Annotated in this window: 15 protein-coding genes and 1 other annotated feature (1 of these 16 cut by a window edge); of the genes, 9 read left to right on the forward strand and 6 right to left on the reverse strand. The window is 48.4% G+C overall.

Going from position 1 to position 15,149, the window contains the following annotated elements:
• Positions 1 to 15: a sequence feature (His leader region), on the forward strand; it begins 109 nt to the left of the window's first position.
• 45 nt (positions 16 to 60) lie between these two features.
• The 9 genes from hisG to GF617_RS07215 all read left to right on the forward strand — a co-directional run bounded on the left by hisG (position 61) and on the right by GF617_RS07215 (position 8,236).
• Complete coding sequence (gene hisG / locus GF617_RS07175) at positions 61 to 960, forward strand: ATP phosphoribosyltransferase (protein WP_203451389.1); 900 nt, start codon at positions 61 to 63, stop codon at positions 958 to 960.
• Positions 961 to 965: 5 nt separating this feature from the next.
• Positions 966 to 2,270 (forward strand): histidinol dehydrogenase, encoded by a 1,305-nt coding sequence (gene hisD / locus GF617_RS07180; RefSeq protein ID WP_203451390.1) that lies wholly within the window; start codon positions 966 to 968, stop codon positions 2,268 to 2,270.
• The gene (hisC, locus tag GF617_RS07185) at positions 2,267 to 3,328 is read left to right on the forward strand and encodes a histidinol-phosphate transaminase (RefSeq protein ID WP_181620031.1); all 1,062 of its coding nucleotides are present in this window, start codon (positions 2,267 to 2,269) and stop codon (positions 3,326 to 3,328) included. The genes hisD and hisC overlap by 4 nt, the downstream gene beginning before the upstream one ends.
• Positions 3,325 to 4,392: a bifunctional histidinol-phosphatase/imidazoleglycerol-phosphate dehydratase HisB gene (hisB, locus tag GF617_RS07190; RefSeq protein ID WP_181620032.1), complete on the forward strand. Its 1,068-nt coding sequence runs from the start codon at positions 3,325 to 3,327 to the stop codon at positions 4,390 to 4,392. Before hisC ends, hisB begins: the two co-directional genes overlap by 4 nt.
• The gene (gene hisH / locus GF617_RS07195) at positions 4,392 to 4,982 is read left to right on the forward strand and encodes an imidazole glycerol phosphate synthase subunit HisH (RefSeq protein ID WP_181620033.1); all 591 of its coding nucleotides are present in this window, start codon (positions 4,392 to 4,394) and stop codon (positions 4,980 to 4,982) included. The genes hisB and hisH overlap by 1 nt, the downstream gene beginning before the upstream one ends.
• Entirely contained in the window at positions 4,982 to 5,719 is a 738-nt protein-coding gene (gene hisA / locus GF617_RS07200) for a 1-(5-phosphoribosyl)-5-[(5-phosphoribosylamino)methylideneamino]imidazole-4-carboxamide isomerase (RefSeq protein WP_181620034.1), read from the forward strand. Before hisH ends, hisA begins: the two co-directional genes overlap by 1 nt.
• Positions 5,701 to 6,477, forward strand: coding sequence for an imidazole glycerol phosphate synthase subunit HisF (gene hisF, locus GF617_RS07205; protein WP_181620035.1), 777 nt, complete (start codon positions 5,701 to 5,703; stop codon positions 6,475 to 6,477). The genes hisA and hisF overlap by 19 nt, the downstream gene beginning before the upstream one ends.
• Positions 6,471 to 7,082 carry a bifunctional phosphoribosyl-AMP cyclohydrolase/phosphoribosyl-ATP diphosphatase HisIE gene (gene hisIE / locus GF617_RS07210; RefSeq protein ID WP_203451391.1) on the forward strand — a complete coding sequence of 204 codons (612 nt, stop codon included), beginning with the start codon at positions 6,471 to 6,473 and terminating at the stop codon, positions 7,080 to 7,082. The genes hisF and hisIE overlap by 7 nt, the downstream gene beginning before the upstream one ends.
• 149 nt (positions 7,083 to 7,231) lie before the next feature.
• Positions 7,232 to 8,236 carry an NAD-dependent epimerase gene (locus GF617_RS07215; RefSeq protein ID WP_181620037.1) on the forward strand — a complete coding sequence of 335 codons (1,005 nt, stop codon included), beginning with the start codon at positions 7,232 to 7,234 and terminating at the stop codon, positions 8,234 to 8,236.
• A 51-nt stretch (positions 8,237 to 8,287) separates the two neighbouring features.
• Here the strand turns inward: GF617_RS07215 and ugd are convergent, their stop codons facing one another.
• The 6 genes from ugd to GF617_RS07245 form a co-directional block, all read right to left on the reverse strand.
• Complete coding sequence (ugd, locus tag GF617_RS07220; protein WP_181620038.1) at positions 8,288 to 9,454, reverse strand: UDP-glucose 6-dehydrogenase; 1,167 nt, start codon at positions 9,452 to 9,454, stop codon at positions 8,288 to 8,290.
• Positions 9,455 to 9,685: 231 nt separating this feature from the next.
• Positions 9,686 to 11,092, reverse strand: a complete 1,407-nt coding sequence (gene gndA, locus GF617_RS07225) for an NADP-dependent phosphogluconate dehydrogenase (RefSeq protein ID WP_203451392.1) — start codon at positions 11,090 to 11,092, stop codon at positions 9,686 to 9,688.
• 168 nt (positions 11,093 to 11,260) lie between these two features.
• Positions 11,261 to 12,772, reverse strand: a complete 1,512-nt coding sequence (locus GF617_RS07230; RefSeq protein ID WP_203451393.1) for a DUF2079 domain-containing protein — start codon at positions 12,770 to 12,772, stop codon at positions 11,261 to 11,263.
• A gap of 110 nt (positions 12,773 to 12,882) precedes the next feature.
• Positions 12,883 to 13,869, reverse strand: coding sequence for a glycosyltransferase family 2 protein (locus tag GF617_RS07235; RefSeq protein WP_203451394.1), 987 nt, complete (start codon positions 13,867 to 13,869; stop codon positions 12,883 to 12,885).
• Positions 13,866 to 14,258 (reverse strand): GtrA family protein, encoded by a 393-nt coding sequence (locus GF617_RS07240; protein ID WP_255547612.1) that lies wholly within the window; start codon positions 14,256 to 14,258, stop codon positions 13,866 to 13,868. Before GF617_RS07240 ends, GF617_RS07235 begins: the two co-directional genes overlap by 4 nt.
• A 65-nt stretch (positions 14,259 to 14,323) precedes the next feature.
• Entirely contained in the window at positions 14,324 to 15,139 is an 816-nt protein-coding gene (locus GF617_RS07245) for a glycosyltransferase family 2 protein (protein WP_203451395.1), read from the reverse strand.
• Positions 15,140 to 15,149 lie beyond the last annotated feature (10 nt).

Raw genomic sequence — 15,149 nt, forward strand, 5'->3', positions numbered from 1 at the left:
CGGGGGCTTTTTTTTGGACCGCGTTCAGACAGTTTAAAACAGGTTAACGAGGAACACAGAATGTTAGATAACGCACGTTTACGCATAGCTATTCAAAAATCAGGCCGTCTGAGCGACGATTCACGCGAACTGCTGGCCCGCTGCGGGATTAAAATCAACCTGCACACCCAGCGTCTGATCGCCCTGGCTGAAAATATGCCCATCGATATTCTGCGTGTACGTGACGACGATATCCCGGGCCTGGTCATGGATGGCGTCGTCGACCTCGGTATCATTGGCGAAAACGTGCTGGAAGAAGAGTTACTGACCCGCCGCGCTCAGGGAGAAGATCCGCGCTATTTCACGCTGCGTCGTCTGGACTTCGGCGGCTGCCGTTTGTCGCTGGCCACGCCGGTGGATGAAGCATGGGATGGTCCGGCAGCCCTGAAGGGTAAACGCATTGCAACCTCCTACCCTCACCTGCTCAAACGTTACCTGGATCAAAAAGGCGTACAGTTTAAATCCTGCTTGCTGAACGGTTCCGTCGAGGTCGCTCCTCGCGCCGGACTGGCAGATGCCATTTGTGACCTGGTATCGACCGGTGCAACGCTTGAAGCCAACGGCCTGCGCGAAGTGGAAGTAATTTACCGCTCCAAAGCCTGTCTTATCCAGCGCGATGGCGAAATGGCCGACGCCAAACAGCAGCTCATCGATAAGTTGCTGACCCGTATTCAGGGTGTAATTCAGGCACGTGAATCCAAATACATCATGATGCACGCACCAACCGAACGTCTCGACGACGTGATTGCTCTGTTGCCGGGTGCGGAGCGCCCAACGATCCTGCCGCTGGCGGGTGACCAGCAGCGCGTGGCAATGCACATGGTCAGCAGCGAGACTCTGTTCTGGGAAACCATGGAAAAACTGAAAGCACTGGGAGCCAGCTCTATTCTGGTGCTGCCAATCGAGAAGATGATGGAGTAACCGCCATGAGCTTTAACACCCTTATCGACTGGAACACCTGTAACGAAGCACAGCAGAAAGCGCTGCTGATGCGCCCGGCGATATCCGCCTCAGAGAGCATAACCCGCACCGTGTCTGACATTCTCGATAACGTCAAAAGCCGGGGTGACGACGCGCTGCGTGAATACAGTGCAAAATTCGATAAAATCGACGTTAGCGTATTAAAAGTGACCGACCAGGAAATCATCGATGCCAGCAATCGTCTGGGGGATGAGATCAAACAGGCCATGGCTGTTGCGGTTAAAAACATTGATACCTTCCACACGGCGCAAAAACTGCAGTCCGTGGATGTGGAAACCCTGCCAGGCGTGCGTTGCCAGCAGGTAACCCGCCCTGTAGCCTCCGTAGGCTTGTATATTCCGGGCGGCTCTGCGCCACTGTTTTCTACCGTATTAATGCTGGCGACACCGGCGCGTATTGCCGGTTGCCAGAAAGTGGTGCTGTGCTCCCCACCACCGATTGCCGATGAAATCCTCTATGCCGCCAAACTGTGCGGAGTGCAGGACGTCTTTAAAGTCGGCGGCGCGCAGGCCATTTCCGCCCTCGCCTTCGGCACTGCGTCAGTTCCTAAAGTGGACAAAATTTTTGGTCCTGGGAATGCGTTTGTCACGGAAGCCAAACGTCAGGTCAGCCAGCGTCTTGATGGCGCAGCCATTGATATGCCTGCCGGGCCGTCGGAAGTTCTGGTCATTGCCGACAGCGGTGCAACACCGGATTTTGTCGCCTCGGATCTGTTATCACAAGCCGAACACGGACCTGACTCGCAGGTTATTTTACTCACGCCAGATGCCGACATGGCAAAACGTGTGGGTGAAGCGGTTGAACGTCAACTTGCCGATCTGCCACGTGCGGATACCGCTCGTCAGGCGTTATCCGCGAGCCGCCTGATTGTGGCACGCGATCTTGACCAGTGTATTGCCATTTCTAACCAGTATGGTCCGGAGCATCTGATCATCCAGACCCGTAACGCACGTGAGTTGGTCGACAACATTACCAGCGCAGGGTCTGTTTTCCTGGGCGACTGGTCACCTGAATCCGCAGGCGATTATGCATCCGGGACAAACCACGTCTTGCCGACATATGGTTATACCTCGACCTGCTCAAGCCTCGGACTCGCGGATTTCCAGAAACGCATGACGGTGCAGGAACTCTCCCGCGAAGGGTTTGCATCACTGGCCTCCACAATTGAAACGCTGGCCGCAGCAGAACGACTGACTGCCCACAAAAACGCTGTGACGCTGCGTGTCGCAGCCCTGAAGGAGCAAGCATGAGCATTGAAGAATTAGCACGCGAAAATGTCCGTCAACTGACTCCATATCAGTCAGCGCGTCGTTTGGGCGGTAACGGTGATGTCTGGCTGAATGCCAACGAATTTCCGACAGCTGTGGAATTTCAACTGTCACAACAAACACTGAACCGTTATCCGGAGTGCCAGCCGAAAGCAGTCATTGCCAATTATGCCCAGTACGCTGGCGTTAAACCTGAGCAAGTGTTGGTCAGTCGTGGGGCCGATGAAGGCATTGAATTACTGATCCGTGCCTTCTGCGAGCCGGGTCAGGATGCAGTGATGTACTGCCAGCCGACGTACGGCATGTACAGTGTGAGTGCCGAGACTTTCGGCGTGGCATGTCGCAACGTGCTGGCACTCGATGACTGGCAGCTCGATCTGAAAGGCATTGCCGAAAATCTTGATGGCGTAAAAGTGGTGTTTGTCTGTAGCCCGAATAACCCGACCGGGCAGATCATCAACCCGCAGGACATTCGCACATTACTGGAGATGACCCGCGGTAAGGCCCTGGTCGTCGCCGACGAGGCCTATATTGAATTTTGCCCGCAGGCGTCGCTGGCGGGCTGGCTTGAAGAGTATCCTCACCTGGTAGTCTTGCGTACGCTGTCAAAAGCTTTTGCTCTTGCGGGCCTGCGTTGTGGCTTCACGCTGGCAAATAAAGAGGTCATCGACCTGCTGATGAAGGTGATTGCCCCGTATCCACTCTCCACGCCGGTTGCAGATATTGCGGCACAGGCACTTGCCCCGCAGGGGATCAGTGCCATGCGGGAACGTGTGGCGCAAATCCTGACTGAACGTCAGTACCTGGTTGATGCGTTGCAAGCGATCCCCTGCGTGGAGCAGGTTTTCGACTCCGAAACCAATTACATCCTGGTGCGCTTTATTGCCTCCAGCACAGTATTTAAATCGCTGTGGGATCAGGGCATTATCTTACGAGACCAAAATAAACAACCTTCATTAAGCGGCTGTTTGCGTATTACTGTAGGCACACGGGCAGAGAGCCAGCGCGTTATTGACGCTCTGAAAGCGGAGAAAGTATGAGTCAGAAGACCCTTTTTATCGATCGCGACGGAACGATTATTTCCGAGCCACCAACGGATTATCAGGTTGATCGCTTCGACAAGCTGGCTTTTGAAGCCGACGTTATTCCCGTGCTGCTCAAATTACAGAAAGCCGGATTTAAGCTGGTCATGATTACCAATCAGGACGGTCTGGGTACTGATAGCTTCCCGCAGGCTGATTTTGACGGCCCGCATAATCTGATGATGCAGATCCTCTCCTCCCAGGGTGTGGAATTTGATGAGGTGCTGATTTGTCCGCATCTTCCGGCAGACAATTGCGACTGTCGGAAGCCAAAGGTGAAACTGGTCGAACGTTATCTGGCAGACACCTTCCTGGACAAAGCCAACAGTTATGTCATTGGGGATCGTGCCACCGACATCACACTGGCCGAAAACATGGGTATTGCAGGCCTGCGTTACAACCGTGCGGATCTCAACTGGGCAATGATTGGCGAGCAACTGACGAAGCGTGACCGCTTCTCACATGTTGAACGCAATACCAAAGAGACACAAATTGACGTGAAAGTCTGGCTCGACCGTGAAGGCGGCAGCAAGATCCACACGGGTGTGGGCTTCTTTGACCACATGCTGGATCAGATTGCCACTCATGGTGGTTTTCGCATGGAAATCGCCGTCAAAGGCGACCTCTATATTGACGATCACCACACCGTGGAAGATACCGGTCTGGCATTAGGCGAAGCGCTGAAACTGGCCCTGGGCGACAAACGCGGAATTAACCGTTTCGGTTTTGTCCTGCCCATGGATGAATGCCTGGCACGCTGTGCGCTGGATATCTCTGGCCGCCCCCACCTGGAATACAAAGCAGATTTCACCTACCAGCGTGTGGGTGACCTCAGTACCGAAATGGTTGAGCATTTCTTCCGTTCGCTTTCCTATACCATGGGCCTGACGCTGCACCTGAAAACCAAAGGCAAAAACGATCACCACCGTGTCGAAAGCCTGTTCAAAGCGTTTGGCCGGACCTTACGTCAGGCAATCCGCGTGGAAGGTGATGCGCTGCCCTCGTCCAAAGGAGTCTTGTGATGAATGTGGTCATTCTGGATACCGGCTGCGCCAACCTGAACTCGGTAAAATCGGCAATTACACGTCATGGCTATGAGCCTGCCGTCAGCCGGGACCCTGACGTGGTGCTGCGCGCAGACAAGCTCTTTTTACCAGGTGTGGGTACGGCGCAGGCCGCAATGGATCAAATCCACGAGCGCGACCTGGCCGAACTGATTAAAGCCTGTACTCAGCCCGTACTCGGGATCTGCCTCGGCATGCAATTGCTGGGTCGTCGCAGCGAAGAGAGTCACGGCGTGAACCTGCTTGGCATCATTGAAGAAGATGTCCCCAAAATGGTTGATCACGGTCTGCCCCTGCCGCACATGGGCTGGAACCGTGTTTATCCAAAAGCCGGTGATCGACTGTTCCGGGGTATTGAGGATGGCGCTTACTTTTACTTCGTACACAGTTACGCCATGCCGGTTAATCCGTACACCATTGCCCAGTGCAACTACGGCGAACCATTCACCGCTGCCGTTCAGAAAGATAATTTCTTCGGCGTGCAGTTTCACCCGGAACGCTCCGGCTCAGCGGGTGCACAACTGCTGAAAAACTTCCTGGAGATGTGATGATTATTCCTGCGTTAGATTTGATTGACGGCACGGTCGTGCGACTCCATCAGGGCGATTATGCCCAACAGCGCGACTACGGTAACGATCCGCTGCCACGCTTGCAGGATTACGCCGCCCAGGGGGCTGAGGTGCTGCACCTGGTTGACCTGACGGGCGCAAAAGACCCGGCTAAACGTCAGATCCCGTTACTCAAAAAGCTTGTGGCCGGTGTGAATGTCCCGGTGCAGGTTGGCGGCGGCGTACGTACAGAAGAGGATGTTGCGGCCCTGCTTGACGCTGGTGTTGCGCGCGTGGTGGTCGGCTCGACTGCCGTAAAAAATCCTGAGCAGGTCAAAGGCTGGTTCCGCCGTTTTGGTGCGGATGCGCTGGTTCTGGCGCTCGATGTTCGCATTGACGAACAAGGCAACAAGCAGGTTGCGGTCAGCGGCTGGCAGGAAAACTCCGGCGTGACGCTGGAAGCGCTCGTGGATATTTATCTCCCCGTTGGCCTGAAGCATGTTCTTTGTACCGATATCTCCCGCGATGGCACGCTGGCGGGTTCTAACGTCTCACTGTATGAAGAAGTTTGTGCTCGCTATCCCCAGGTGGCATTCCAGTCATCCGGTGGCATTGGTGATATTGCCGATGTTGCCGCATTACGAGGGACTGGCGTTCGCGGTGTGATTGTTGGGCGCGCCTTGCTGGAAGGAAAATTTACTGTGACGGAGGCGATTCAATGCTGGCAAAACGGATAATCCCTTGTCTTGATGTACGCGATGGTCAGGTAGTTAAAGGCGTACAGTTCCGTAATCACGAAATTATTGGTGACATTGTCCCACTGGCAAAACGCTATGCTGACGAAGGTGCTGATGAGCTGGTGTTTTACGATATCACGGCCTCCAGTGATGGCCGTGTCGTGGATAAAAGCTGGGTCGCGCGCGTGGCGGAAGTGATCGACATTCCGTTTTGTGTCGCCGGTGGCATTAAGTCTGCAGAAGACGCGGCCAAAATTCTCTCTTTTGGTGCAGATAAAATTTCGATCAACTCCCCTGCGCTGGCGGACCCGACGTTAATTACCCGCCTGGCTGACCGTTTTGGCGTTCAGTGCATTGTGGTTGGTATCGATACATGGTTCGACGCTGCGACAGGCAAATACCACGTTAATCAGTACACCGGCGACGAGAGCCGGACACGCGTGACGCAGTGGGAAACGCTGGACTGGGTGCAGGAAGTACAGAAACGCGGTGCAGGTGAAATTGTTCTGAATATGATGAATCAGGATGGTGTTCGCAACGGTTACGATCTTGAGCAGTTGAGCAAAGTACGTGCCGTTTGCCATGTTCCGCTGATCGCCTCTGGCGGTGCGGGAACGATGGAGCACTTCCTGGAAGCCTTCCGTGACGCTAACGTAGACGGCGCGCTGGCCGCGTCCGTGTTCCACAAGCAGATTATTAATATTGGTGAGTTAAAAACGTACCTGGCAAACCAGGGCGTGGAGATTAGGGTATGTTAACAGAGCAACAACAGGCACAACTGGACTGGGAAAAAACGGACGGATTATTGCCCGTGGTTGTACAGCACGCCGTTTCGGGTGAAGTGCTGATGCTGGGTTACATGAACCAGAATGCGCTGGCAACAACCCTCAGCAGCGGGAAAGTGACCTTTTTCTCGCGCACAAAACAGCGCCTGTGGACCAAAGGCGAAACGTCTGGTCACTTCCTCAACGTCGTAAGCATTACGCCTGACTGCGATAACGATACGCTGTTGATTCTGGCCAACCCCATTGGGCCTACCTGTCACAAAGGCACAAGCAGCTGCTTTGGCGAAGCAAGCCACCAGTGGTTGTTCCTGTATCAACTGGAACAGTTGCTCGCAGAACGCAAAACGGCTGACCCGGCAAGTTCCTATACCGCAAAGCTGTATGCGAGTGGAACCAAGCGTATCGCGCAGAAAGTGGGGGAAGAAGGTGTTGAGACAGCACTGGCGGCGACCGTACGTGATCGGGATGAGTTAACCAATGAAGCCTCTGATCTTATCTACCATCTTCTGGTGCTGTTGCAGGATCAGGAGCTGGATTTAACCACCGTGATTGAGAATCTTCGCAAGCGCCACAAGTAAGCATCACTTCCGTGGGGAGACCAGTGCTCCCCCCTTCCCCAGAATAAAGCAGTTATCATTCCCTCCCGGAGCAGGTATCATCGGCCAACAGATTTGACGTTCTCGAAGAGTACGTTACGAGCTACGTATACTAAACATTGAGGTTGAAGATGAAATTTCTTGTCACCGGCGCGGCCGGCTTTATCGGTTCTCGCGTCTGCGAACGTCTCTTACAGGCGGGACATCAGGTTGTTGGGATGGATAACCTTAATGACTACTACGATGTTAATCTGAAACAGGCCCGACTTGATCTTCTGACATCTGACCATTTTACCTTCCATAAGCTTGATCTTGCCGATCGTGAAGGTATGGCGACGCTCTTTGCCCGCGAGAAATTTGACCGTGTCATTCATTTGGCTGCACAGGCTGGGGTACGTTACTCGCTGGAAAATCCTCACGCGTATGCAGATTCCAACCTGATTGGTCATCTTAACGTTCTGGAAGGTTGCCGCCATAACAAGGTACAACATCTTCTGTATGCCTCTTCCAGTTCGATTTACGGCCTCAACCGTAAAATGCCATTCTCGACGGATGATTCAGTGGACCATCCTGTGTCGCTCTATGCTGCCACCAAAAAAGCAAATGAGCTGATGTCGCACACCTACTCTCACCTTTACGATCTGCCAACCACTGGCCTGCGCTTCTTTACCGTCTATGGGCCATGGGGCCGTCCGGATATGGCACTGTTTAAGTTCACTAAGGCGATGATCGAAGGCAAAAGCATTGACGTCTATAACTACGGTAAAATGAAGCGAGACTTCACCTACATCGACGATATTGCCGAAGCGATTATGCGCCTGCAGGATGTTATCCCTCAGGCAGATCCTGACTGGACGGTGGAAACGGGCACACCGGCGAGCAGTTCTGCACCGTACCGCGTTTATAATATCGGTAACAGTTCACCCGTTGAATTGATGGATTACATCACTGCACTGGAAGAAGCGCTGGGAACAACGGCGATAAAAAATATGCTGCCTATTCAGCCAGGCGACGTGCTGGAAACCAGTGCCGATACTCAGCCACTGTTCGATGTGACGGGCTTTAAACCACAGACCTCGGTGAAAGAGGGCGTGAAGAATTTTGTGGAGTGGTACAGAGCGTTCTACAAGGTTTAATTTTTAAAATATACTCAAAAAAAAGCCCGGTATTACCGGGCTTTTTCATGCTTAATCGCTGCCAAACAGGTCGCGGGTGTAAACCTTATCCGCAACATCCGCCAGCTCTTCAGCCATACGGTTGGAGATGATGACATCCGCCTCTTTCTTAAACGCATCCAGATCGCGCACTACGCGGGAGTGGAAGAACTCATCTTCCTGCATCACCGGCTCATAAATAATGACCTGGACGCCCTTCGCCTTAATACGCTTCATGATGCCCTGAATGGACGAAGCACGGAAGTTATCGGAACCGCTCTTCATAATAAGACGGTAGACACCCACCACTTTCGGCTGTCGGGACAAAATTGAATCGGCGATGAAATCCTTACGCGTACGGTTCGCATCAACAATAGCGGAGATGATGTTATTCGGTACGGACTGGTAATTCGCCAGCAACTGCTTGGTATCTTTTGGCAGGCAATAACCGCCATAGCCAAACGACGGGTTGTTGTAGTGGTTACCAATGCGTGGGTCAAGACAGACGCCTTCGATGATCTGACGACTGTTCAGCCCCAGACTTTCTGCATAGCTGTCCAGCTCATTGAAATAAGCGACACGCATTGCAAGGTAAGTGTTGGCAAACAGTTTGATAGCTTCCGCTTCGGTTGAGTCGGTGAAGAGGGTTGGAATGTCTTTCTTAATTGCCCCTTCCTGCAACAGAGCAGCAAAACGTTCAGCACGCTCTGAACGCTCTCCGATGACGATGCGTGACGGGTTGAGGTTATCGAACAACGCACGACCTTCACGCAGGAATTCTGGCGAGAAGATAACATTATCGATGCCGTACTTCTCTTTAATGGATTGTGTAAAACCTACCGGAATGGTGGATTTAATGATCATAACCGCTTTTGGGTTGATCTCTGTAACATCGCGGATAACCGATTCCACGCTGGACGTATTGAAATAGTTATTCTTAGGGTCGTAATCCGTTGGGGTCGCAATGATCACATAGTCCGCATCACGATAAGCATCGAGCTTATCGGTCGTGGCACGGAAGTTTAGCGGCTTCGTCGCCAGGTACTCTTCAATCTCTTTATCTACAATCGGGGATTGCTTCTGATTCAGCATATCCACCTTGGCCTGCACGATATCGAGCGCAACAACTTCATGATTTTGCGCGATCAGGATACCGTTCGAGAGACCTACATAACCTGTACCGGAAATTGTTATTTTCATTCGCTAATGACTTCTCTGGGTTAACTGTAGAGATGGCCGTTTGACCATCACGATAATCAATAACTGTGGGCTTTTTACCTCCTGGCTTGTAGGGCTGTCAAGGCGAAGCCGGAGGATTGACGTGTATCAGGCTGACATTCGGACTACTTCGAGTCACCTGCCACGAATTTTGGCGTAAAAAAACCCGGAGAGATTCTCCGGGTTCATGTCACTGCGTGAGGCTAAATCAGATTAATCCAGCCATTCGGTGTGGAACACACCTTCTTTATCAGTGCGTTTGTACGTATGCGCACCAAAGTAATCGCGCTGTGCCTGGATCAGGTTCGCAGGCAGAACGGCAGCACGATAGCTGTCGTAGTAAGCCACAGCGGCAGAGAAAGTTGGAACCGGAATGCCGTTCTGAACCGCATAAGCCACAACATCACGCAAGGCTTGCTGGTATTCATCAGCGATTTTCTTGAAGTAAGGAGCCAGCAGCAGGTTAGCGATGCTCGCGTTTTCAGCGTAGGCATCGGTGATTTTCTGCAGGAACTGGGCGCGAATGATACAACCTGCACGGAAGATTTTCGCAATTTCGCCGTAGTTCAGATCCCAGTTGTTTTCGTCAGAGGCGGCACGCAGCTGCGAGAAGCCCTGAGCGTAAGAGACAATTTTCCCCAGGTACAGTGCGCGGCGGACTTTCTCGATGAATTCCGCTTTGTCACTTGCTGGCTTAGCTTGTGGGCCAGACAGAACTTTAGAAGCCGCAACACGCTGCTCTTTGAGGGAGGAGATATAACGCGCAAATACGGATTCGGTGATCAGAGACAGTGGCTCGCCCAGATCCAGGGAACTCTGGCTGGTCCATTTACCTGTGCCTTTGTTCGCCGCTTCATCCAGAATCACATCAACCAGGTATTTACCTTCTTCATCTTTCTTGGTGAAGATATCTTTGGTGATGTCGATCAGATAGCTGCTCAGCTCGCCGTTATTCCAGTTGGTAAAGGTCTGTGCCAGCTCTTCGTTGGAGAGATTCAGGCCACCTTTCAGCAGAGAATAGGCTTCAGCAATCAGCTGCATATCGCCGTATTCGATGCCGTTATGAACCATCTTCACGTAGTGGCCCGCACCGTCTGGACCGATATAGGTCACGCACGGCACACCATCTTCCGCCACGGCAGCAATTTTGGTCAGGATTGGCGCAACCAGTTCGTATGCGTCTTTCTGTCCACCAGGCATGATAGATGGGCCTTTCAGTGCGCCCTCTTCACCACCGGATACGCCAGTACCGATAAAGTTGAAACCTTCAGCAGACAGCTCACGGTTACGACGGATGGTGTCATGGTAGAAAGTATTACCGCCATCAATAATGATGTCGCCTTTATCAAGATATGGCTTCAGGGAGTCAATAGCAGCATCTGTGCCAGCGCCCGCTTTCACCATCAACAGGATACGACGAGGTGTTTCCAGAGACTCAACAAACTCCTGCACCGTGTAAAAAGGAACCAGTTTCTTGCCAGGGTTCTCAGCAATCACTTCTTCGGTTTTTTCACGGGAGCGGTTGAAAACGGAGACGGTATAACCGCGGCTTTCGATGTTGAGCGCCAGGTTGCGCCCCATCACTGCCATACCGACAACACCGATTTGTTGCTTGGACATTACATACTCCTGTCAGGTGTGGTTGCCCTGTGGGTCGCGCCCTCAGGACTTAAGTGAATAATATGTTAACCCAGAAGGTAGGCTCGCGGTAGTAGCGTTAGGTGCTGAAGTAATTTATTCTTTTTAAACCACAGATTTCAGCATATCCCGGTAATTAGCTTTCCTACTTCATAATGCGGCATCTGACCGCTTACCAAAAACCAGCAAGAAACGTGCTTTTAAATTCGATTTGTTAATCGTACTGACTCGAGTCAGGAAATGTCCAATCGCAATAAAGATAAATGGCATCACAAAATATTTATAGCGGGGTTGAACTTCAATGAAAAGATAAATCAAGAAATTAACCAGGCACACCATCATGATAAAATACTGTTCTTTTGACGGCACAACTCCGCGGAACAAAGAAACAAACACATCTAAAACACTAACGAAAAACAAGCAAAATATAAATGTATAATACACTTTATCGAGAGAGACGAAAACGTTAACTAAATCATTCATATAGTATTCTTTGCCGAATAATCTCACCGTTCGTGTCAACTCTCCATCGTTAAATGTAAAATAAACAGGACTTGGCGAAGCCCACATGAAAGCTTGTTTATCGTGCACAAAACTCAGCACATCACCAGGCGTTTTATATGTTTTTTTAACATAATCGATAACCTCTTTCTTTCGCTCGGCGCTATCCGTCATTCCAAGAATATTAGCATGGGAGGTATTCCATGCGCCCAAATGTTCTTTATCCAGACCAACCATGAATTTCCATTCAGGATTTCTGTTATCAATTCCATATTGATTTACACCTGATGCTTTAATTGCTGCGCCAGTGAAAACATGAATAAGGACGTAGATTACAACCACTGTACTAAATTTAGCCAGTTGGCTTAATATTACCCCACGCTCACGACTTTTCATGCTGGAAACGATCAGGCAAAAACCGGCTGCAATAAAGATGATGATGATTTCAGGTCGCATCAAATCACCCAGAGCCAGGAATATGCCAGAAAAGATTAATGAACGATAATTATTCTTAAGAAGGAGATAAACACCAATCAAAACAAAAAATGTTGAAATGTGTTGATTTGATAACACTGGAGAATAAAAAGCCATTTCTGGGTACAGTGAATACAAACAAGCGACTATGAATGAAATTTTCTCAGAATATATCTCATTACATATTTTGTACACCATTACAGAGGAACCAGCCATGAAAAAGACATTGAGAATTTTCAAGGCATCAATAGAATTATAAACGTAAAGAACAAAGGCTTGATACAGAGTGTATACAGATTGATATGCCCATACATCATAATAGCTACCGGGTCCGGCATTTAATGTTTTTATTGTTCCGTCGGCAAACATCCCTGCTGTTTTAAAAATCATCGCAAAATCGCTTTCAGGCTTGCTATTTACGAGCATGATAAATATCAGTTTTGTGATGATACTAATAACAAAAACAAGCCATCCATAATTTTTACTATTAATAACATGACTTATCTTATGAAAAACAAAAATAAGGAAGGCTAAAAAAACAAACATCCCCCCTAAACTGAGAAAATTAAAATAATGTGTGATATAGCCAGCATTCAGCATTGTGACATTTAGATAAGAAACAAAGCCAACAAATAAAAGTAAAACAAAGACACTTGAGAAATCAACAAATGCAAGCACTTTTCTCATTTACTCTATACTCTCTAATAGTATAAAAATACATAAACTTCGTAAATCCTGTGTGACTTATATGTCACTTCCCTCTATGCAAAGACACGAATATTCAGGCCTGGTAAAGGTCAATCACTCTGTTCATTGTTATTTTTTTCAAGCCAGGTACACTTTTCGATAAAATAGGAAGGTCTATTCTTAACTTCAACATAAATCTTACCTATATATTCGCCCAAAATTCCAATGCACAATAACTGGACCCCGCCCATAAAGAAAAGACCGACCATTACCGATGCCCATCCCTCAATGGTATGCCCAAGGAATTTTTGCATTAGTGCTGTAAAACCAATGACAAATGAGACCAAAGAAACAAAGAACCCCAGTAAGGAAATAATTCGTAGTGGCTTTACGGATAACGAAGTAATCCCGTCAAGAGCCAGTGATAGCATTTTCTTTAGCGGATATTTAGACTCACCAGCAAGCCGCTCTTTGCGAGAATAGTAAACCTTTGTACTTTTAAAGCCCAGTAATGGGATAATACCGCGGATATAGAGATTCTTCTCGTTAAAATCCAGAAATGCATTCAGCGCATTCCGGCCTAACAAACGATAGTCGGCGTGTTGTTCAACCTGATGGACACCCAGGCGGCTCATCATTTTATAAAAGAGCGTAGCTGTATTACGTTTGAAAAAGCTATCCGTGGTTCTATCATTTCTCACGCCATAAACAATTTCGTTACCATTATGGTACTCATCAACCATTTTTCCTATGGCGGCAACATCATCCTGTAGATCGGCATCAATACTAATTGTGATGTCTGCGTCAGAGAATCGTAATCCTGCCCTTAAAGCAAGCTGATGACCTTTATTTCGGGATAGTTTCAATCCGCGAACATTCTCAAACTGCAGTGACGAATGGCTAATCTGCTCCCAGGTATCATCCCTGCTGCCATCATCAACAAAAAGGAGGTAACTACTCGCAGAAATGCTGCCCTTCTCAACTAAGTTAGAAAGTACTTCTCTTAATTGAGTTACACACATTGAGAACATTTCACTTTCGTTATAACAAGGAACAACGATAGCCAACACAGGGTGTTTTTTTTCTTCCAGATTCATTTCATTGCCCATAGCTTATTAATTACAAAACAAGCGACTGTGTAGATCACCATACCCGCAAATTGCGATATATATTCATTAAAAGACAGAAAGTAAATAGTGTATTTTATGGTTAATATATTTAACCCATACGATATTGCAACTGTAACCAGGAATTTTAAAAACCTTGCTAATTTCAGATCGACAGAAAAGGTAAAGCGTGAATTCATCACAAAACTGAGCATAATGCCAACTATATAACCAAGAGCATTTGCAACATACAAAGAAAAACCACTATGCATTAATATGAATATTATAAGCATAGTGGTAACTGTGTTCATCAAACCAACAATACAAAATCTAACGAGTTGACTGTTTACAAGACGTCTGGTGAATGTGTTAATGGTCATTAAAAATCATTCTTAGGTTGTTAAGCTATATTACAGGTATTTGCACCTGACCCCAGACGCTTAAATTAAAACCAACGCCAGTGGTGAATTCTGAAGAATGAAACCATGGATTTGAAGAACAAAACAATATGTTTCAACCCCTTACGAGCTGCATACCCTCCATGGTGCACAACTTTAACCGAAGGCACATAGGCAATATCACAGACTTGCTTAGCCCTTATGCTCAAGTCAAAATCCTCAAAATATAAAAAGTATCGATGATCAAACCCTCGACATTTTTTCCACACTTCAGTTTTGAAAAACATAAAGCATCCACTGACCATCGGAGGGTTCCAGAATACTTCATCACAATTTATAACCCCTACCATTTCATAATTATTCAGTAACTTATTAAACGGTTTTTTTATGAATGGAGGGGCAAATCCTCTTAATAGCAGAACTAACACAGATGGATATTGTTTGCATAGTCGCTGAATAGTACCATCCGTCCAGGTTGCGTAAGGAGTAACAAGGCCGCAGCGCTCATTGCTACTCATAAATAGCATTGCATTACTTATAGCATCACGACTTATAATCAAGTCAGGGTTAATAATAAGATGAAAATCGGATTGAACATCCAGAGCTTGATTGTGAGCACCGCCGAAACCTACATTTTTCTCATTCCGGGAATATGTAACCTCATCATATTTAAAATAGCGGGAAATATACTCCGTAGATATTCCAGACTCAACACCTTGCGGTGTATTATCTATTATATAGATATGATAAGAACTTCCTGCGTAATCTAAGCTTGTAGCTAAGCTAGTAAGAGTATCATTTAATTGATTAAGATCAGGCTTATAAACAACTAAAGAAATAGTTAATTTAGCAACATTGTTCATTAATACACTC

This window comes from Lelliottia sp. RWM.1, assembly GCF_016859735.1.
In the GTDB taxonomy this organism is placed as follows: domain Bacteria; phylum Pseudomonadota; class Gammaproteobacteria; order Enterobacterales; family Enterobacteriaceae; genus Enterobacter.